Source organism: Embleya sp. NPDC020886 (genome assembly GCF_044333915.1).
Classification (GTDB): domain Bacteria; phylum Actinomycetota; class Actinomycetes; order Streptomycetales; family Streptomycetaceae; genus Embleya.
Genome location: NZ_JBIRRX010000002.1, coordinates 228,154 through 247,575 on the forward strand (window position 1 = coordinate 228,154; position 19,422 = coordinate 247,575).

Below are 19,422 nucleotides of genomic sequence, written 5' to 3' on the forward strand. Positions count from 1 at the left end.
TCTACATTTTTTCGGTCGTTTGTCTGCTCTGGTGCCGGTCGGCGGCGGCCTGATCCGCCGCGAAGTCGGCGAATCCCGCCATGGCGCGGGCCAGGGTGCGTGCGGCCGTGGTGAGGTCGTCGAGGGCCACCCACTCGTCGGCGCCGTGCGCCTGACGGATCGAGCCCGGCCCGTAGACGACGGTGGGAATGCGCAGGTCGTTGCGCAGGAAGCGGGCGTCGGAGCCGAGATACAGGCCGACGAAGCCCTCGTTCGGCCCGGCGTCGGGCCGACAGGCGTCGACGAAGTCCGGGAAGGGGTGCGGGAGCGGCAGTTCGGAGCCCTCGCAGAAGAAGGTGGGGATCACCCGGTAGTCGACGTCCGGGCAGGCCGCGTCGATCATCCGCACGATCGAGGCGTGCACGTCCTCGGCGCTCTCCCCGGGCAGCGTGCGCCGGTCGATGGTCAACGCGCAGCCCGGCGCGATCACGTTGGCGGCGACCCCGCCGCGCACCATCGCCACGTTGCAGGTCGGGCTGCCCAGCAGCGGGTGCGGGCGTGGGTGGAAGGGGGCCAGATGCAGCGCGGTGGTGATCCGCGCCGCGTCCGCGACGGCGGAGCGTCCGCGAGCCGGGTCGCCGCCGTGCCCCGCCGTGCCGGACACCTCGATCCGGGCCTGCCAGGAGCCGCGCTCGGCCACCGCGACCCGCAGCTCGGTGGGCTCGGGGACGATGCACGCGTCGGCCCGGACCAGGCCGGCGGCCACCAGTTCGGCCGTACCGTGAGTGCCGCCGGTCTCCTCGTCGGCGACGAGGTGGAAGACGATGTCGGCGCCGAGCTCGACGCCGGAGTCGAGACAGGCGCGCAGCCCCTCGATCGCCGCGGCGATGCCGCCCTTCATGTCCGCCGCGCCGCGCCCGATCAGGCGTCCGTCGCGCACGACCCCGTCGAACGGGGGCACCGTCCAGTCCGCCTCGGCGACCGGTACGACGTCCACATGGCCGTTGATCAGCAGGGTCGGCCGGCCCGGCGCGCCGCCGCCGTGGGTGGCGAGCACCGAGGGCCGCCCGGACCGCGAGGTGAACACGTGTGTGTCGCAACCCAGCGCGTCGAGCAGGTCCGACAGCGCCGGTACGGCCGCCGACTCGCGGCCGGGCGGGTTCCGGGTGTCGATGCGCACCAGGGCGGCGGCGGTCTCGCGCACCCGGTCGGCTCGGACGAAGTCCTCGACCGGCGGGCGCGACCCGTTCGCGTTGCCGGCTCGGGCCGGCCTCACGGTCGCACCTCGACCTTCGGCAGGATCCCGACCCGGGCCAGGCCGCGGGCGAATTCGCCCAGTTGCGGCCGGTCGGCGACCAGCTCGGCCAGCAGCGCGCGGCCCGCGTCGGCCTCGCCGCAGCGCAGCAGGATCACCGCCCGCCACAGGTCCGCCTCGGCATTGCCGCCGAGGCCGGCCCCGGCCGCCGTGAGCGCCCGGACCGTCTCGCGGGCCTCGGCGGCGGTGATGCCCGCCGCGTCGCCGATCACCAGGGGCGGGGCGAACAACGCGGCCCCGATCGTCCGGAAGCCCTCGTGCACGGGCAACAGGCGGCGCAACTCGCGTACCGGATCGGCATGGTCGTCGACCCGGATGTCGGCGAGCACGTGTCGCCAGGGCCGCTCGCCGCGCACGCCGTCGACCACCTTGACCACCGCCGACTGCGATCCCCGGGCGTCGCCGCCGGCCCGCTCGCCGGCCTCCAGGGCGGCCACCAGTCGATCCGCGTGCGCCGACGCCGACGCCGCGTCGCGGTGTGCGGCGACCATGGCCCGGCACACGTCGTCCGAGGCCAGCATGTTGCCCACCGCGGCCACGCCCTCGCCCCGGGCGACGCCGGTGTGCGGTGCGCAACCGCCGCCGGTGAAGCACGCGTATGCGCCGGTGGCGTCCATCACGATCGCCTGGCGGTAGTCGGCCAGCGGATCGCCCGCGACCAGCGTCCGCAACACGTCGTCGGGCGTGGCGCCGGCCCGGAGCAGGGCCAGCCCCTCGTGCGGCCAGTCGGTGTTGGCGAACGCCTGGCTGACGACCACACCGACGCCGGCCTCGGCATCGCCGACGACGGAGCCGACGGCGAAGAAGTGCGACTGGGAGGCGAACCCGAGGGAGCCGTCGTGCGGATGGAAACCCACTATCGAATAGGTCATCGCGATCTCCGATCTGTGATGTGTGCCGGGCCGGCCCGGCGTCGCGGGGCCGCCCCGGCGGCCGAACCGGGACCTCGGGCGGGTCCCGGTTCGGCCGCCGCGGGTGTCACCCGGCGGACCGGGCCCGGATCAGCGGGAGCAGGTCGCGGGAGAGGCGGTCGACCTGCGCCGTGCCGTCCTCGCCGGGGAGCAGGCACAGCGCGACGCAGTCCGCCCCGGCCTCGGCCAGTGCGCCGATCCGCTTCGCGCAGTCCGCGGGTGTGCCGACCACCGCCAACTCGTCGAGCCACGCGTTCGGAATGGCGCGTACGGCGTCGTCGAAGTCGAGCGCGGCCAGTGCCTCGGCCTCGTCCGCGATGCCGTGCGCCTCGGTCATCGGATTGCGCGGCCCGGCCAACAGGTAGAGCCCGAACAACTCGCGCAACCGTTCGCGGGCGATCGTGGCGTCGTCGTCCATCGAGCAGAGCACGTACGCCACCAGGTCGTGCTCCGGACCGCCGCCGCCGGCGGCGACGGTGCGGGCCGCCCACTCGACGTAGCGCGTCCCGGCGAGGACGGAGAGCACCGTGCCGTCCGCGGCGGCGCCCGACATGGCCAGCGCCTTGGGACCGCCCACGCCCGCCAGGATCGGCGGCACGACGGTGGGCGGATGGGCCAGTTGCACCTCGCGGGCCCGATACGAGGACGCCTCGACGGTCAGGGTGTCGCCCGCGAGCAGCGTGCGCAGCGCGGCGATGACGTCCCGGACCGAGGACAGCGGGGTCTTCGAGCGAATCCCCATCTGGTCGAGCCAGTCGGGGACACCCGCGCCCACGCCCGCCCTGAGCCGACCCGGGTACAGGCCGGCCAGGGTCGCCAACTCCATGGCCAGGAGCGCGGGATGGCGCGAGGTGGTGGGCACGATGCCGATGCCGACCGGGAGTCGCGTGGCGGCCAGCACGGCGCCGGCCGCGGCGATGGCGCCGGTGTAGAAGTAGTCTTCGCCGACCCACAGTTCGTCGAAGCCGCCGCGCTCGGCGGCCTCGGCCGCCGCGACGATCTCGGCCGGGTGTTGGGAACTGCCCAGGACCAGGGAGATGCGTGGGGAACCCGGAGTGACGGTCATGGTCAGACGCCCTTCGGGAGCGGGTTCCACGGCACCTTGCCCAGGCCGCGGCTGTTGGTGGAGTCGGCGAATCCGGGCCGGGTCTCGTCCGGGTCGGGCAGCGCGGTGATGTGGGTGTGCCACATGCGCCACTCGGGCGCGCCCGTTCCGTTGTCGCGGTGGTAGATCTCGGTGGCCCGGCCGATGGTGGCGTCGACCGAGTCCGCGGTCCACTCGCCGCCGTCGAGCATCTCCGCGTCGATGGTGAACTCGCAGGCCAGCCAGGCGGTGTCGCCGCGGACCTCCAGGCGCATGATCTCGGTCCGCAGGCCGCCCGGCTGGGCGATGATCTCGCGGTACCACTTCCACAACGCGACCTTCTCGGTCATGTCGAAGTAGGGGTGGCCGTTGAAGTTGAACATCAGATATTCGTCGCCCGGGGACGGGAACACCTCGACCATGCGGTCGATGTCCCAGCCGATGTTCGACTCCCACCACTGCTTGTGCAGCCTGAGGATCTCGGCGATGTCCGCCTTCGGCGCGGTGCGCTCGGCGAACGGGGTTTCGGTCATGATCGGCTTCCTGTTCCGGTGATGGGGTCTCGATCGTGGGCGCGGTGTTCCCGGGTGCCGTCGATCAGCGAGGCGAGGTAGGCCGCGACCCGGTTGGGGGCGGTGTACATCGGCAGGTGCCCGTGTTCGACGATGACCGCGAGCCGGCCGCCGGTGAGTTCGGCGAAGGCCCGGGAGTCCTCGACGGGACAGCCGAGGTCGCGGTCCCCGACGATGGCCAGCGTCGGGCAGCGCAGTCCCGGCGCGGCGTCCAGTCCGGCGGCCGCCGCGGCCGCCGTCCAGACGCGCGCCGCCTCCGCGTCGGAATCGACGCCGATGTCGGCGGCGACCTCGGCCACCAGGACCTCGTCCAGGCCGGGTTCGCTCGCCAGGATGTCCAACACGGCGTTGCGCGCACCCCTGGCGGCGACGGCCGCGAGGAATTCCCGCGAGGCGGCCGGCTCGGCCGGGCGGAAGGCCCCGCCGACCGTGGCGACGCTCGCCACCCGGTCCGGGTACGCGGCGGCCAGTTCCACCGCCACGGCCGCGCCGACCGAGGCGCCCACCACGTGCACGCCGCCGACCTCGCGGGCGTCCAGCAGTTCGACGCACTCGCGCACCCAGCCGGCCAGGTCGTACTCGGCGCGGCGGCCCGAACACCCATGTCCGGACAGGTCGACGGCCAGACACGTCCACTCGGCCGGCACCGCCGCCAGGACCGCCCGCCAGCAGCGGGCCTGCAGGTTGGCCGGGTGTACGAAGAGCACCGTCGGGGATCCGGGAGTGCTGCCGGGTCTGAGCAACGCCGACCCCGAGCCGGTACCGAAGGCGATCCGTTGCACGGACGACATTTTGGGCTTCCCCTCTCCGCTTGGGGCGCCATAGTTACAGTAACGATGTAAGTTTGTCGAGAGTCGGGACGACGTCCGGCCTAGACTCCCGAGCATGAATTGGCGAAGCATCGGCGATGTCGCCGCCGAGGTCGGGGTCAGCCCTCAGACGCTCCGGGCGTGGGAGAAACAAGAGCTGCTCGTGCCGGACCGCACGGCCGGCGGCCAGCGGCGTTACGGTCCCGAACACGTGAGCCGGGCCCGGCGGATCGCCGATCTGCGGCAGCGGCACGGCTGGAATCCGGCCGCCATCCGCACCTCGTTGAGCGACCCCGACGACGTTCCGGCGCCGGAGGAGCCCGCCGACGGCGGTCGGCTGCGCCGCGCCAGATTGGCCAGTGGCCTGTCCCTCAAGGAACTCGCGGCGCTGACGGACACCTCGGTGTCGCACCTGTCCTCGATCGAACGCAGCGTCGAGCGCGCCTCGACCCAGTTGATCGCGCGCATCACCGACGCGCTCGGGGTCCCGATGAGCAGTCTGGCGTCGTTCACCCGGACCGACGCGAGCGTGGTGCGCGCCGACGAGCGTGCGACCGTGGTCCTCGAAGGCGGCGTGCAGTGGGAGGAACTCCTGCGCCCCGGCCACGATCTCGAACCGGCCCTGCTGTCCATCCCACCGCACGGCTCCAGCGGTGGTCCCTACTCGCGTCCGGGCGAGACCTTCGCCTTCCTGATGTCCGGCACGCTGCGCTTTCGGGTGGGCGGCGGGCTCGGCGACCACGCGCGGGTCGCCGAACCGATAGACGTCGCCGAGGGGGACTCGGTCTCCTTCCCGTCCCGGACGCTGATCTCCTGGGAGAACATCGGCCGCAAGACCGCCCGCGCGATCTGGATCGAGGTGTTGTCGCCCAACGCCTGGTCGGACCCGATGACCAGGCGCATCATCCGGGCGGCGTCCGGATTCACCGCGCCGGACCCCGACCCCGCCGCCGAGCCGGCCGGGGGAGCCGGCCCCGGCTGATCCGGGCCGACCTACCCCGGTTCGACGTCCGGTGGCGGCGGCGTCGCCGACGGGCCCGGCGACTCGCCGGCCGGTCGTTCGCCCGGCAACCAGCGCAACGCGAACCACAGTTCCATCCGCACGTCCGGGTCGTGCAGGTCCAGGTCGAGCAACTCGGCGATCCGGCCGATGCGCTGGCGGACGGTGTTGCGGTGCAGGTCGAGCGCGGTCGCGGTGCGATCCCAACTGCCGTGGTGGGCGAGCCAGCTGCGCAGGGTCTCCAACAGCACGTGGTATCCGGGCGAGGGCGCGCCGGCCAGGGCCGCGAACCGGGCGCGGGCCAGCGCGGTCGCGTCGGCGGCGGGCACCAGCGAGTGCACGCTCAGGTCCTGGTCCCGGTGCCGCCCGGCGGGCACCCCCGCCGCGAGGGCGTGCCGCAGCGCGCGTTCGGCCTGATTGGCCGCCACCGCCAGGTCGGCCGTCGCGGACGGGGCGCTGAAACCGAGCGTCCAGCCGAGCCGGTGCGCCGCCGCCGGATCCGCCGTGGGCGCCCCGGGCGTGGTGGGCACCAGGGCGTACACGTCCCGGCCGCGCAGATCCAGATACGGCGTGCCCAACGCGGTTCCCAACGCGGCCAGTTGCACCGGATCCCGGCCCGCCCCCGCGCCCGCCGCCGGACCCGACCGAGGTCGGCCCAGCCGACCGCGCACCACCACCCAGCCGGCGCCCGGCGCGGCCGGCAGCAACAGCGCGGCCACTTCCTGCGGCGACTCGCCGAGCATCAGCCGCACCAGCGCGGCCGAACTGTCGCTGTCGCCGCCGAGCGCATGGCGAGGACTGGTCAGCAGCGACAACAACACCGCCGCCACCGCGGTCACCGAGTGCTGGACCGCGGTCGGCGCGGTGGCCGCGACGACCCCGATCGCGGGCGGCGCCGCGCCGCCCTCGGCACCGGGCAGCGCGTGCACGGTCAGATGCAGCCCGTCGTGGTGGTCCGCGGCCGTGGTCGGCGCGAGCCGCCCCCGCCCGGACCCGCCGACGCGCGACTGCGCGATCGTGCGCACCATCAGCGCGCGCAGCCGCTCCGGCGCGGCCGGCCCCGGCCGCGCCCCCGCGGCCACCAACTCGTTGCCGGCCGGATCCAGCAGCACGGTCCACGCGTCCAACTGCACGGCGAGCCGATTGAGCACCGACCGCAGCGCGTCGGCCCGCACCGCCGCGGTGACCAGCGCGCCCTGGGCCCGACTGATCCGGCGCAGGTCCCGATACCGCGACTCGGTCATCGCGGCGTGCGCGGCCCGACTGACCGCCACGAACGGCGTGCCGTCGGGCACCCGCAACAACGGCAGCCCGTGCCGATCGCAGGACTCGACCAACGCGGCGGGCACCTCGTCGTAGACCGGCACCAGACCGAAGCCCAGGGCACTGGCACCCGCCCGGGCGATCCGCCCGGCGTACGCGTCGATGCCCTCGGCGGTCTTGGGCAGGGGCACCCCGGCGGTGAGCAGGAGTTCGCCGCCGATCAGATACGGCGTCGGATCCTCCAACTCGGTCACCCCGGTCGTGGACACCGGCCGATCCTCGCGCGGACCGGCGATCTGGCGCAGCCCGAGCGTCGGATCGGCGAGCAACACGCTCAGCGGGACGCTCGGCACATCGGGACCGGCCGCGAGGTCCGGGACGTCGGGGGCGGCGGAAGAGGAGTCGACCGACGGCATGGCAACACCTCCTGGCCGGACGATTCATCTATTTTGAATCATGATAATGGACGAAAGAGCCACTTCACCGGTGTCCGCACCCGGACGTAGGTTCATACCCATACGGCGAACGGCCGACGTGCCGACCCCGGCCCGACGACCATCGCCCACCGCGCCGCCTCGGCCCGCGGCCCCGGCCCCGAGCCGCACCCGCGCCGCACCCATCCTTCGCACCTTCCCGCTCCGCAGGCGATTCCTGCCGTCCTCGCGAGGTCCTCCGCCATGAGTTCCACCACCGCCCGCGGCCCCCTCGACCCCGCCCACGTCCCACGCAACGGCGGCGACCTGGTCGTCGAATCCCTGGTCAACCTGGGCGCGGACCGCGTCTTCGGGGTGCCCGGCCAGCACGCGCTCGGACTGTTCGACGCGCTGCGCCGCTCCGCGCTGGAATACGTCGGACTGCGCGTGGAGAACAACGCGGGCTTCGCCGCGGACGGCTACGCCCGCGCCGCCGGCACCGTGGCCCCGCTGCTGTTGTCCACCGGCCCCGGCGCGCTGACCGCGCTGCCCGCCCTGCAGGAATCGGCCGCCGCCTCGGTGCCGGTCCTGGCCGTCTCCAGCCAGATCCCCTCGGCCGGCCTGGGCCGAAGGCGGCGCGGCTACCTGCACGAACTCCTCGATCAGCAGGCGAGCTTTCGCGACGTGGTCAAGTCCGTGCACCTGGTGGGCGCGGCCTCGCAGATCCCCTCGGCACTGGCCGCGGCCTGGGAGTCCGCGCTGACCCCGCCGTACGGTCCGGTGTGGGTGGAGATCCCACAGGACGTGCTGCTCGCCCCGACCGAGGTGCCCCGGGTGACCGGGCTGCGGGTGCGCCCGAGGGTGCCGTGCGCCCGACCCGAACTGCTCGCCGAGGCGGCGGCGATGCTGGTCGCCGCCGAACGGCCGGTGATCCTGGCCGGCGGCGGCGTGCTCCGGGCCGGCGCGAGCGCGGAACTGTTGCGCCTGGCCCGGCTCCTGGACGCGCCGGTGGCCTGCACGTTCGGCGCCAAGGGCGCCTTCCCGTGGGAGCACCCGCTCTCCCTCCAGTCCTGGTTGGAGGACCGGCACACCACCGAACTCCTGGACGACGCCGACGTGTTGCTCGTGGTCGGCTCCGGACTGGGCGAACTGTCCAGCAACTACCACACGCTCGCCCCACGCGGCCGGATCATCCAGATCGAGGCCGACCCGGGCAAGTTGGAGGCGGCCCATCCCGCCTTCGGCATCCACGCCGACGCCCGGAGTGCGCTGGCGGTGCTCGGCGACTCGGTGTCGCCCCGCTCGCCCGGACCGGGCGCCAAGATCGCCCGCGCCCTGCGCGACCGGGTCGCCGCGCGGATCGCGGAACAGGGCCTGGACCTGGAACAGGGCGTACTCGCGGCGGCGCGGGCCGCGCTTCCCGACGACGCGCCGGCCTTCTTCGACATGACCATCCTGGGCTACTGGGCCTGGTCGGCCTGGGACGCCCGGCGCCCCGGCACGATGCACTCGGCCCAGGGCGCGGGCGGGCTCGGCTACGCCTATCCGGCCGCGCTGGGCGCCGCCGCGGCCGATCCCACCCGCCCGGTGCTGGCGGTCTCCGGCGACGGCGGCGCGATGTACTCGATCGCGGAACTGGCCACCGCCCGCCAGGAGAACCTGAACGTGACGTGGCTGATCGTCGACGACGGCGGCTACGGAATCCTGCGCGAGTACATGACGGACACCTTCGGCGCGGCGACCGGGACCGAACTGGCCCGTCCCGACTTCGTCCGGCTCGCCGAAGCCTTCGGTGTCCCGGCCACCCTCAGCAGCCCCGCCCGACTGGGCCGCGACCTGGCCCGGGCACTGGCCGCACCCGGCCCCCGGGTGGTCGTACTCCCGGCCCTGCTTCGGATGTTCGCCCCCACCCACACCCGAGGGAGCGAGGGCCGATGAGCACGCACCCCGGCATCGGCACCGACCCCACGCACCCGAGACCAGGCCCCGGCCAGGCGAGGAGCACCACCATGAGAACCGAAGAACAACTCCCGGCGGGGGAGCCGGCCGCCCCCGGCCTGAAGGCGAACGCCATCGGCCTGCCCGGCGCCATCATGCAGTCGGTGACCACGATGTCGCCGGCCATCACGGTGGCCTTCACCGTGCCCTTCCTGGCCGGCACCGCCGGCACCGCGAGCCCGCTGGTGGTGCTGCTCGCCGCCGTGGTGTCCTACCTGCTCGGCTACACGCTGGCCCAACTGGCCCGGCACATAACCTCTGCGGGGACGTACCACAGTTTCGTCAGTCGACTGCTGGGCCCGCGTTGGGGATTCCTCGCCGCGTGGGCGTACCTGCTGTTCTATCCGGTCGCCACCGCGATGTTGTGCGGGTTGTTCGGCTCCACCCTGCACCGGGTGCTGCTGAGCGAATACGGCTGGGACGTGCCGTGGTGGGCGCCGATGATGCTGCTCCTGGTGGCCATCGCGGCCCTGGCCTACAAGGGCGTCGAACTGGCCGTGGGCGTGACCGTGGCACTGGGCGTGTTCGAGATCGTGGTGATGGTCGCGCTCTCCGTGTGGGGTCTGTGCCAACCCGGCGACGGCGGTACCAGCCTGTCCTGGCTCACCGGCAGCGGGGCACCCACCGGCAACGGCTTCTTCCTCGGCTTCGTGTTCAGCATCTACACCTACACCGGCTGGGACGCGGCGGCCTCGCTGGGCGAGGAGACCTCCGACCCGCGTCGCAACATCCCCAGGGCGGTGCTGGGTTCGATCGTCATCCTGGGCGTGTTCGTGGTGCTGACCACCTGGGGGCAACTGGCCGGCTGGGGTACGCGCGACATCCAGGGGCTGGTGGACTCCGAGCAGATCCCGGTGTTCGTGCTCGCCCACAAGTACTGGGGCGCGCTGTGGTTCCTGGCCCTGCTGGCCCTGCTCAACTCGATCATCGGCGGCGCCATCGCCTGCATGAACGCCTCGGCCCGGTTCATGTACGGGATGGCCCGATCCGGCGCGCTGCCCGGGCCGCTCGCCCGGCTGAGTCGGCATCAGACGCCGGCCGCGGCGATCGGGGCGCAGACGGTGATCAACGTCGTGGTCGGACTGGCGATGATCGCCACGGTCGGTCTGTACAACGTCTACGCGTTCACCGGGCTGATGTTCACCTTCGCGCTCGCCGTGGTGTACGTGATGGGCAGCGTCGCGGTGTGGCGGATGTATCGCACGATGGCCCGGCACGAGTTCCACCCGGTCAAGCACGCCGTGGTGCCGTTCCTGGGCAGCGCCGCGCTGATCCTGGTGGCCTACGAGTCGCTCGACCCGCTGCCGGAGAGCCCGTTCGTGTGGGCGCTGCCGGTGGTGGTCGTGTGGATGGTCGCCGGCGTGTTCCTGCTGCTGGTGCGCCGGCGCGGGCTCGACGACGAGTCGCCGGCGTCCGTGAACGGGGTGGTGTCCGAATGAACGCCAAGGGCCTGCGGGTCGTGGTCACCGGCGGTTCCGGTCGGGTCGGCCGGTACGTCCTGGCCGAACTCGCCGACGCGCACGACGTGCTCAACGCCGACCTCACCCCGCTCGCGGGCGGCCCGGACGTCGGGTACCGCCGCATCGACATCCTCGATCCGGCCACGCTGGCTCCGGCGTTCGCGGGCGCGGACGTGGTGGTCCACCTCGCCGGGATCGACTACGACCTGGTCGACGACGCCGGCACCTGTGTGCGGGTGAACACCGTGGGCTGCTGGAACGTGTTGCAGGCCGCCCGCGAACAGTGCGTCGCCCGGGTGGTGGTGTGCTCCAGCATCGCCGCCACCGGGCTGCACGAACCGGGCGCCGACCGGCCGCCGATCCGGCTGCCGATCGACGACGACGAGCCGATCCGGCCGGTGGACGCGTACGGCATAAGCAAGGCGCTGGTCGAGGTGATCGCGCGCGGGTTCGCCGATGCGAGCGGGCCGGAGGTGGTGTGCCTGCGTCCGTGCGCGGTGGTCTTCCCGGAGAACCTGCACACCTTCGTGCACCCGTCGGCGGACGGCCCGCGCACGCTGCACGACTACATCACCGCCGAGGACCTCGCGCGTGCCTTCCGGGCCGCCGTCGAGACCCCGGCGCCCGGCTTCGGGCCGTATCTGCTCGCCGCCGACGACTGCGCGCACCCCGACCCCACACTCGACTGGTACGCCCGCGACGTGGGCGAGTTGCCCGCCGACGTCGACTCGGAGCGCTTCGCCCGCGACCCGCACGCCGGCGCGGTGCGTACCGACGGCGCGCGTGCGGCGCTGGGCTGGGCGCCGCGCGGGCGCTTCGCCGACCTGATCGCCCGGCACGCCTACACCGTCACCCTCGACCAGCGGAGGACCCCATGACCGACCGGACCCGGCTGCGCGACCTGACCGGACCCGAGATCGCCGAACGGGCGGCGCACGAGGTGTTGTTCCTGCCGCTCGGCTCGATCGAACAACACGGCCCGCACCTGCCGGTGGACACCGACACGCACATCGCGGAGCGATTCGCCGCCGCCACGTGCGCGCGCACCGGCGGGCTGGTCGCACCCGGATTCACCTACGGCTCCCGATCCCGGCCGATCAGCGGCGGCGGTGAACGATTCCCCGGCACGGTCTCGCTCACCGCCGGCACGCACAGCGCGCTCGTCGCCGACCTGGTGGTCAACTACGCCCGGCACGGACACCGGCGGATCGTGCTGGTCAACGGCCACTTCGAGAACACCGCACCGGCCGTCGAGGGGGTCGACCTGGCGCTCGAACGCGGGGCCGAGGCAACCGTGTTGGTGGTGAACTGGTGGGAGGTCGTCGGCGCGGACGCGCTGGATTCGATCTTCGCGGGCGAATTCCCCGGCTGGGAGGCCGAGCACGCCGGTGTCGTCGAGACGTCGCTGATGATGCACCTGGACCCGGCTCGGGTGCGCGCCGACGCGATCAGTCCGCTGACCGTGTCGATCACCCCGCCCCCGTACACGGTGTTGCCGGAGCGGCCGGGCCTGGTCGACCCCTCCGGGGTGTTGCGCACCGCGCACGGCAGCTCGGCCGAGCTGGGCGAGGCGCTGTTCACGAGCACCACGGACGCGCTCGCGGCGGTGGTGGAGGCCGAGTTCGGCCCGCACGCGGGGCGGGGCCGATGAGCACGCCGGGTCGGGAGCGGCAGGGGCCGGCGCCGGTGGCCGTGGTCAGCGGCGCGGCGGCCGGCATCGGACTGGCCTGCGTGCGAGAACTGCGGCGGCAGGGCTGGCTGGTGGCGGGCTGCGACCTCCGGGTCGGCGACGCGGCGGACCTCGACGCGGTGGTCGATGTCGCGGACCCGCTCGCCGTCGCGCGGTTCGTCGACCGGGTCGGCCGCGAACTCGGGCCACCCGTAGGGGTGTTGAGCGCGGCCGGCTATGTCGAGGAGATCCCGCTCGACGCGATCTCGGGCGCGGCCTTCCGGCGCATGCTCGGGGTCCACCTCGGCGGACTGCACCATCTGACCCGGGCCACCCTCCCGGGAATGGTGCGCGGCGGTGGCGGGGCGATCGTCGCGGTGGCCTCCGAACTGGCCATCGCCGGGGGCGAGGACGCCGCGCACTACGTGACCGCCAAGGGCGCCCTGCTCGGGCTGACCCGGGCACTGGCGGCCGAGCTGGCGCCCGACGGCGTGCGGGTGAACGTGGTGGCCCCCGGTCCCACCGACACCGCGATGTTGGCCGCGGGCACGGTCTGGCGCGACCCGGCCTACCTGGCCACGCTCCCCACCGGGGCGCTGGTGCAACCGGAGGAGATCGCGCTCACCGCGGCCTTCCTGCTGTCCGGCCGCGGTGCGCTCACCGGGCAGGTCGTCTCACCCAACGCGGGAACGGTGATCTGATGCACTCCTCGAACCACGCCGTGCTCGTGGGCCTGCCGGCCGACCTCGACCGGGCCACCGCACAGGTGTTGCGCGCCCGCGGCGCCCGGGTGACCTCGTCGCGGGTCGAACCCGACGGTGTGCTGCGGCCGGCGCCCGACCTCTTCGTGATCGGCTCGACCGCGCCGCGGCCGGCCGCCGCCTTCTCGGACATCGACCCACAGACCTGGTGGGCCGAGGTCGAGGGCCGGTTGTCCGCGCTGTTCGCCCTGGTCCGAGCGGCGGGACGAGAGCTGACCGGCGCGGGCGGGGGACGGATCGTGCTCGTGCTCGACGCGCGCGGTCTGGCCGGTGCGGCCGGGGCCACCGTCGACGCGACGGTGGGCGCGGCGGCGATCGCGCTCACCAAGTCGCTGGCCCGCGAACTGGGGCCGGCCCACATCGCGGTCAACGCCGCCGCCGTCTCGGCCCCACCCGAACCCGGCTTCACCACCCCCACACCCCTCCACATCGCCGAGACCATCGGCTTCCTCGCCAACCCCCATCTGCCCTCCCTGACCGGCCAGATCATCCCCTGCACAGGCGGCACCATCCGCACCCGCCCCTGACCCCCCCGTCCTCGAACGCGACACCACCCCGAACGCGCCGTGCCGGCGCGTTCGGGGTGGTGTCGCGTCTTTCGGCCTGTCCGGGCGTGGTTGCCGGGTGGGCCGTCGCGTCGGCTTCGTCGCCGGTGCCGCCCCCGTGCCGCCGCGCCCCGCCCTCGTGCACGACGTTGGCACCGGTGCCCGTGCCGCGGGGTGGGTCGGGCGGTCGTGTGGGACCTGGATGGGACCGGTGGCCCGGGTGCTTGGGACATGGGGCGGCCTAGCGTGACCGATGTCCGGACGAGGAGGGATGTCGATTCCGTCGACAACGTCCCTCCGTGGCATCCGTAGTAGGCAAGGGATGGAGAAGATCATGACGTACGACGACAGTTACGAGCCCCCGGCGCTGGTCGAGATCGGCGACTTCACCGAACTCACCCTCGGCGTCTGGTGGGGTTGCCCCTCGGACATCTTCGGCGGTCTGACGCCGTTCGCCTGCTGACGTTCGTGGTCGGCGGGTCGCCGGGGGACCGGTGCGGAGGCGCCGCGTGCGCCTCCGCGCCACCCGGCGCCACCCATCTCGCCGACACCGCACCGGATCACCACGCCTGGGAGTAGGCCATGGAATTCCTGATCCTTCCGGATACCTCGGTGCCGGCCCCGATCGCCGTCGCGAACGCCGGACCACCACCGTGGCGCTGCATCGCACACGCGTCGGGCCGACCGTGGCTGATCGGACACTGGTGCGACGACGACATCACCGTGGTCGTCGCCGGCACCCGTCGCCTCGTGCTCTTCGGGCGGACCCGCCTCGACATCGCCGCGGCCACCCGCACGCTGGCCCGGGCCGAGTCGCCCCACGACCTGGACGAGTTGGCCCGCACCCTCCCCGGCAGCATCCACCTGCTCGCCTCGATCGACGGCCGGATCCGCGCCCAGGGCGCCCTGGCCGGCACCCGACAGATCTTCCACACCCGCGTCGCGGGCGTGACGGTGGCCGCGGACCGACCCAGGCGGCCGGCCGACCTGGTCGGGGCACATCTGGACGAAGAGGCCCTGGCACTGCGCCTGTTGGCCCCCGGCGCGCCCTGGCCACTGACCACCCGCACGGTCTGGACCGGTGTCGGGCAACTCGACGCGGGTTGCTGGTTGCACATCGACACCGACGGCGCCGCCCGTACCGTGCGCTGGTGGCAGCCGCCGCCCGCCGAAGTCCCGTTGCGGCACGCGGCGGCCGGCGTGCGCGACGCGATTCGCGAGGCCGTCGCGGTACGAACCGCGCCCGGGCGCACGGTCAGTGCCGACCTGTCCGGCGGACTGGACTCCACCGCCCTGTGCTTCGTCGCCGCGGCCGGCGAGGGCACGCTGCTCACCCACCATTGGCAGCCCCTCGACCCCGCCAACGACGACACCCGGTGGGCCGAACGCGCCGCGGCCCTGCTGCCCACCGCCCACCACCGAACCGGCGGCCCGACCGACGGCCCCGGTTGGCTCGACGAGAGCGGGGACCCGCACGCGGGGGCCGAGTACGCCCTCGACGCGCAGGGTCCGCTCCCGTGGAGTCGCAACCTGGCCCGGATGGAGTACGTCGCCCGCGACTCCGCCGCCCGCGGTGCCACCGTGCACCTGATGGGCGTCGGCGGCGACGAACTGTTCTCCGTCACGCCCGCCCACCTGCGCACCCTGGTCCGCCGGCGCCCGCGCACCGGCGTGCCGGCGCTGCTGCGCTGTCGCGCGCTCAACCGTTGGGGCCTGCTGCCCACCCTGCGCGGCCTGATCGACAACGAATCCTTCGCCGGCGCCCTGCGCACCGGAGCGCAGCGGATCACCGCCCCCGCACCGCCGCCGGCGCGGGTCTTCATGGGCTGGGCCCCCGAACCGCGGTTGCCCGCCTGGGTGTCCCCGAGCGCCGCCGCGACCGTGCGCCGACTGCTGCTCGAAGCCGCGGCGCAGGGCCCCCGGCCGCTGGACCCCGACCGCTCCCGGCATCAGCTCGTCGAGGGGGTCCTGCACGGGGGAGCCGCGATCCGCGAGATGGGGTGGATCCTGTCCCGTCACGGCATCGACCTGGCCGCACCCTACCTGGACGACCGGGTCGTCGAGGCGGTCCTGTCGGTCCGACCGGAGGACCGCATGGTGCGCGGCGGCTTCAAGCCGATCCTGACCACCGCGCTGCGCGGAGTGGTCCCGGACGAACTCCTGGCGCGGCGCAGCAAGGGCGACTTCAGCGCCGAGTTCCACGCGGCCGTGGAGCACAACCGGCACCGGGTCGCCGAATGGTGCGCGGACCTGCGGCTGGCCCGGCTGGGCCTGGTCGACGCCGATGCCCTGCGCGCCGCGCTGTTCGCCCCCAGTCCCGACACCGCGCCACTGGCCCGGTTCGAGAACACCCTGGCCTGCGAGAGCTGGCTGCGTTCCGTCGAAGCGTGCGAACCACAACTCGCGTCGCGATAGGAGGACTTCCGATGACCATCACCCTGGCTCCGCACGTCACCAGCACCGAAGTGTCGGACGGGCTCGTGCTGCTCGACCAACGCAAGGGCCGGTACTGGCAGTTGAACCGGACCGGCGCCTACACGCTGTGCCTGCTCCTGGAGGGCCACTCCGCGGCCGGCGTGGCGGCCCGACTGGCGGAGAAGTCCCCGGCCGCCGCGGCCCAGGCGGACACGGACGTCCGCGACCTGCTGCGCGCCCTGTGCGAGGCTCGTCTGGTGGTGTCGTCATGACGATGCCGGTCATCGCGGAACAGCCGATCCCCCTGGTCTGGCACCGACACGTCACGGCGCGCCTGGCGGTCGCGGTGGCCCGCCCGTTGGCACTGCTCCCGCCGCGTCGACTGCGCCGGGTGTTGCGGGTGGTGAGCCTGGGCGCCCGACCCGCCGGCGTCGCCGAGGCGACCCAGGCGCGGCACGCCGTGGTGTCGGTCAGTGCGCGCTGCGCCGGACAGGGCTGCCTGCAACGGTCGGTGGCCACGGTGCTGTTGTGCCGGATCCGGGGGACGGTGCCGGACTGGTGTACGGGAGTGCGCACCCAGCCGTTCCGGGCGCACGCGTGGGTCGAGGCGGCGGGCACGCCGATCGGGGAGAGCGGCGACATGGCGTTGTTCCATACCGTGCTGAGCGTGCGCCGACCCGTCGGGAGGTCGTCGTGAGTGTCACCGCAGCGCGGCGAAATGCGCTCTCCGGGACGCCCGTTCACAAAGCCGCCGGCGACGGGACGGCGATCCGGACCGAGGGCCTGGGCAAGCTCTACGGCGATACCGAGGCCGTGGTCGGTCTGGACCTGGAGGTCCCGGCGGGCCGAATCTTCGGCTTCCTCGGTCCCAACGGCGCGGGCAAGAGCACCACGATCGGCATGTTGTGCACGCTGGTGCGGCCGACGCTGGGCCGGGCGCAGGTCGCGGGCTGCGACGTGGGCACGCAACCGGACGAGGTACGGCGGCGCATCGGGCTGATCTTCCAGGAGTCGACGCTCGACGTGGATCTGACCGCCGAGGAGAACATGCGGTTCCAGGCCGACCTGTTCGGCGTGCCGCGCCGGCGTTCGCGGACGACGATCCCGGCGCTGTTGCAGTTGGTGGATCTGGCGCAGCGCGCGAACTCGCCCGTGCGCACGCTTTCCGGCGGCATGCGCCGGCGATTGGAGATCGCCCGGGGGCTCCTGCACGCGCCGCGGGTGTTGTTCCTGGACGAGCCCACCACCGGACTGGATCCGCAGACCCGCGCGGCCGTGTGGGAGCACCTGCACCGACTGCGCCGCGAGCAGGGCATCACCGTCTTCCTGACAACGCATCATCTGGAGGAGGCGGAGCACTGCGACCAGATGGCGATCATCGATGCGGGCGAGTTGGTGGCGCAGGGAACACCCGCCGCGCTCAAGGCGATCGTGGGCGCCGACCTGGTCACGCTGCACACCGCCGACGACGAACGGGCCGCGCGTGCCGTGCGGGAGCGGTTCGGCCTGGTCACGCAGGCCCACGAAGGGGGTCTGCGGCTGCGGGTGGCGGACGGCGCGGCGTTCGTGCCGCGCCTGTGCGCCGGAATCGGCGTGCCGGTGCGGTCGGTGCACGTGAAACCGCCCTCTCTGGACGACGTCTTCCTGCACTACACGGGGCGCACCATCCGCGAGGCCGACGGCGGCGCGGGCGCGGCTGCGGGTGTGCCGCAGGGCTTCGGACCGAGGAGGTAGCACCCATGGCCCACATCGAGATCGAGACCGCCGGCACGACGGGACCCGAACGGTCGGAGCCGGTGACGTTCGCGCCGGTACGACCGCAGTCCGTGGGACCCGGGCCCGAACCGCCCGAGCCCGAACAGTCGATGGTCGCCCGAGCCGCCGGATCGGCCCTCGCGCGGGACCTGCGCACCGTGCGGGTGTTGTGGCAGCGCGAGATGATCCGGTTCGCCCGCAACCGGGTCCGGCTCGCGATGGGGCTGGTCACGCCGCTGATGTTCCTGCTGATTCTGGGGACCGGGCTCAATTCCCTGGTCGGCGACTCGTCCGACGGCCTCGGCGACTACCGTGCGTACCTGTTCCCGGGTGTGCTGATCATGGCCGTACAGGCGCCCGCGATCGCCGTCGGGGTCACCATCGTGTGGGACCGACAGGCCGGATTCCTGCGGCAGATGCTCGTCGCGCCGGTGCGCCGCGGCGTGTTGCTGACCGGCATCTGTCTGGGCGGAGCCGCCACGGGCGCGGCCCACGGCGCCCTAGTCCTGGCCGTCGCGGGCGCGGCCGGGGTTCCCTATACCCCGCAACTGCTGCTGGTGCTGTTGGAGTTGGCGCTGATCTCGTTCGCCTTCACGGCGTTGGGTGTGCTGGCCGCGGTGTGCATCCGGCGGATCGAGACCTTCCAGGTGGTGGTCGGCATGTTCATGATGCCGCTGCTGTTCCTGTCCGGCGCGATGTTCCCGGCGCGCGGGCTGCCCGGCTGGCTCGGTGGCGCGGTCCTGGTCAACCCCCTGACCTACGGCGTCGACGCGCTGCGGCGCACGCTGCCCGGGGATGTCGCGACGCCCGGCGGCGTGGCGACGGGGCCACAGTGGTGGGGGTGGACGCCGCCGGTCCTGCTGGAGGTCGCCTTCCTCGCGGTGGCGGCGCTGGTGGCGTTGACCCTGGCCACGCGCCGCTTCGCGCGCGCCGAGTAGCCGCGCGGTCCGTCGCGACCGGGACGGGACGGACCACGACCGGGCGCGGGCCGTGCGGGCCCGCCGTCCCGCGCGGTCGGCCGCTCAGGCCGTGCGGCGGCCGCGCCGGTAGACGGACGTCAACAACTGCGTCTTCGCCGGCCCCCACACCCGCCAGCACAGGTGCCACTCGTCCGGCGAGACGACGGTGAACTCCCCGTCGTAGCGATCGGCGGCGCAGGGGTGCCGGGTGTGCCAGTGGCCGGTGCGCAGGTCGAGGTGGTGGAAGGGCCTGCCGTCGGCGAAGAGCACGTCCACCGTGCCGTCGTCGTGCGGAACCAGTCGGTGGGTGCGGGTCGCCGGATTGCCGATCCCGCCCCAGACGAAGTCGCCCGACTCCACTTCGAGCAACTCGCCGCCCACCCGCCGAAAGAGCGCGGTACCCACGAAGGTGCCCCGCGCGCCGGAGCGCTCGTCGACCACGGTGCGTTCGATCGACCACTCCCCGAGCAGGTAGGCGGCGGTGTCGGCAACGGAAACGGAAGGCATCCGACCA

At 73.5% G+C, this 19,422-nt stretch carries 20 protein-coding genes; 13 read left to right on the forward strand and 7 right to left on the reverse strand.

Annotated elements, in window-relative coordinates:
* Position 1 precedes the first annotated feature (1 nt).
* The 5 genes from ACH4U8_RS07900 to ACH4U8_RS07920 form a co-directional block, all read right to left on the reverse strand.
* A complete protein-coding gene (locus ACH4U8_RS07900) occupies positions 2-1,255 on the reverse strand; it encodes a M20 family metallopeptidase (protein ID WP_379992712.1) in 1,254 nt (417 codons plus the stop codon).
* Entirely contained in the window at positions 1,252-2,166 is a 915-nt protein-coding gene (locus tag ACH4U8_RS07905; protein ID WP_395776136.1) for a DUF1028 domain-containing protein, read from the reverse strand. Before ACH4U8_RS07905 ends, ACH4U8_RS07900 begins: the two co-directional genes overlap by 4 nt.
* Positions 2,167-2,272: 106 nt before the next feature.
* Positions 2,273-3,271: an LLM class flavin-dependent oxidoreductase gene (locus ACH4U8_RS07910; RefSeq protein WP_360311502.1), complete on the reverse strand. Its 999-nt coding sequence runs from the start codon at positions 3,269-3,271 to the stop codon at positions 2,273-2,275.
* 2 nt (positions 3,272-3,273) lie between these two features.
* On the reverse strand, positions 3,274-3,822 hold the full coding sequence (locus ACH4U8_RS07915; RefSeq protein ID WP_360311500.1) for a nuclear transport factor 2 family protein: 549 nt from the start codon (positions 3,820-3,822) through the stop codon (positions 3,274-3,276).
* A complete protein-coding gene (locus ACH4U8_RS07920; RefSeq protein ID WP_360311498.1) occupies positions 3,819-4,643 on the reverse strand; it encodes an alpha/beta hydrolase in 825 nt (274 codons plus the stop codon). The genes ACH4U8_RS07915 and ACH4U8_RS07920 overlap by 4 nt, the downstream gene beginning before the upstream one ends.
* A gap of 103 nt (positions 4,644-4,746) precedes the next feature.
* On the opposite strand from ACH4U8_RS07920, the gene ACH4U8_RS07925 reads away from it, so the two are divergent.
* On the forward strand, positions 4,747-5,652 hold the full coding sequence (locus tag ACH4U8_RS07925) for a MerR family transcriptional regulator (RefSeq protein ID WP_395776137.1): 906 nt from the start codon (positions 4,747-4,749) through the stop codon (positions 5,650-5,652).
* An 11-nt stretch (positions 5,653-5,663) separates the two neighbouring features.
* On the opposite strand, the gene ACH4U8_RS07930 is transcribed toward ACH4U8_RS07925, so the two are convergent.
* Positions 5,664-7,349 carry a helix-turn-helix domain-containing protein gene (locus tag ACH4U8_RS07930; RefSeq protein WP_395776138.1) on the reverse strand — a complete coding sequence of 562 codons (1,686 nt, stop codon included), beginning with the start codon at positions 7,347-7,349 and terminating at the stop codon, positions 5,664-5,666.
* A 261-nt stretch (positions 7,350-7,610) separates the two neighbouring features.
* On the opposite strand from ACH4U8_RS07930, the gene ACH4U8_RS07935 reads away from it, so the two are divergent.
* From ACH4U8_RS07935 to ACH4U8_RS07990, 12 genes are all read left to right on the forward strand, one after another.
* Positions 7,611-9,284, forward strand: a complete 1,674-nt coding sequence (locus ACH4U8_RS07935; protein ID WP_395776139.1) for a thiamine pyrophosphate-binding protein — start codon at positions 7,611-7,613, stop codon at positions 9,282-9,284.
* Positions 9,285-9,355: 71 nt separating this feature from the next.
* On the forward strand, positions 9,356-10,783 hold the full coding sequence (locus ACH4U8_RS07940) for an APC family permease (RefSeq protein ID WP_395776140.1): 1,428 nt from the start codon (positions 9,356-9,358) through the stop codon (positions 10,781-10,783).
* Positions 10,780-11,682: an NAD-dependent epimerase/dehydratase family protein gene (locus ACH4U8_RS07945; protein WP_395776141.1), complete on the forward strand. Its 903-nt coding sequence runs from the start codon at positions 10,780-10,782 to the stop codon at positions 11,680-11,682. The genes ACH4U8_RS07940 and ACH4U8_RS07945 overlap by 4 nt, the downstream gene beginning before the upstream one ends.
* The gene (locus ACH4U8_RS07950) at positions 11,679-12,455 is read left to right on the forward strand and encodes a creatininase (protein ID WP_360311486.1); all 777 of its coding nucleotides are present in this window, start codon (positions 11,679-11,681) and stop codon (positions 12,453-12,455) included. The genes ACH4U8_RS07945 and ACH4U8_RS07950 overlap by 4 nt, the downstream gene beginning before the upstream one ends.
* The gene (locus tag ACH4U8_RS07955) at positions 12,452-13,174 is read left to right on the forward strand and encodes an SDR family oxidoreductase (protein WP_360311484.1); all 723 of its coding nucleotides are present in this window, start codon (positions 12,452-12,454) and stop codon (positions 13,172-13,174) included. The genes ACH4U8_RS07950 and ACH4U8_RS07955 overlap by 4 nt, the downstream gene beginning before the upstream one ends.
* Positions 13,174-13,761, forward strand: a complete 588-nt coding sequence (locus ACH4U8_RS07960; protein WP_360311482.1) for an SDR family oxidoreductase — start codon at positions 13,174-13,176, stop codon at positions 13,759-13,761. The genes ACH4U8_RS07955 and ACH4U8_RS07960 overlap by 1 nt, the downstream gene beginning before the upstream one ends.
* Before the next feature lie 352 nt (positions 13,762-14,113).
* Positions 14,114-14,242 (forward strand): lasso RiPP family leader peptide-containing protein, encoded by a 129-nt coding sequence (locus ACH4U8_RS07965; protein ID WP_360311480.1) that lies wholly within the window; start codon positions 14,114-14,116, stop codon positions 14,240-14,242.
* Positions 14,243-14,361: 119 nt separating this feature from the next.
* Positions 14,362-16,194, forward strand: a complete 1,833-nt coding sequence (locus ACH4U8_RS07970) for an asparagine synthase-related protein (RefSeq protein ID WP_395776142.1) — start codon at positions 14,362-14,364, stop codon at positions 16,192-16,194.
* Between the two features lie 11 nt (positions 16,195-16,205).
* Positions 16,206-16,466 carry a lasso peptide biosynthesis PqqD family chaperone gene (locus ACH4U8_RS07975; protein ID WP_360311476.1) on the forward strand — a complete coding sequence of 87 codons (261 nt, stop codon included), beginning with the start codon at positions 16,206-16,208 and terminating at the stop codon, positions 16,464-16,466.
* Positions 16,463-16,891, forward strand: a complete 429-nt coding sequence (locus tag ACH4U8_RS07980) for a lasso peptide biosynthesis B2 protein (RefSeq protein ID WP_395776143.1) — start codon at positions 16,463-16,465, stop codon at positions 16,889-16,891. The genes ACH4U8_RS07975 and ACH4U8_RS07980 overlap by 4 nt, the downstream gene beginning before the upstream one ends.
* The gene (locus tag ACH4U8_RS07985; protein ID WP_379991340.1) at positions 16,888-17,928 is read left to right on the forward strand and encodes an ATP-binding cassette domain-containing protein; all 1,041 of its coding nucleotides are present in this window, start codon (positions 16,888-16,890) and stop codon (positions 17,926-17,928) included. The genes ACH4U8_RS07980 and ACH4U8_RS07985 overlap by 4 nt, the downstream gene beginning before the upstream one ends.
* Positions 17,929-17,933: 5 nt before the next feature.
* Entirely contained in the window at positions 17,934-18,887 is a 954-nt protein-coding gene (locus ACH4U8_RS07990) for an ABC transporter permease (protein ID WP_395776144.1), read from the forward strand.
* A gap of 84 nt (positions 18,888-18,971) precedes the next feature.
* Here the strand turns inward: ACH4U8_RS07990 and ACH4U8_RS07995 are convergent, their stop codons facing one another.
* On the reverse strand, positions 18,972-19,415 hold the full coding sequence (locus tag ACH4U8_RS07995) for a DUF6314 family protein (protein WP_395776145.1): 444 nt from the start codon (positions 19,413-19,415) through the stop codon (positions 18,972-18,974).
* Positions 19,416-19,422 lie beyond the last annotated feature (7 nt).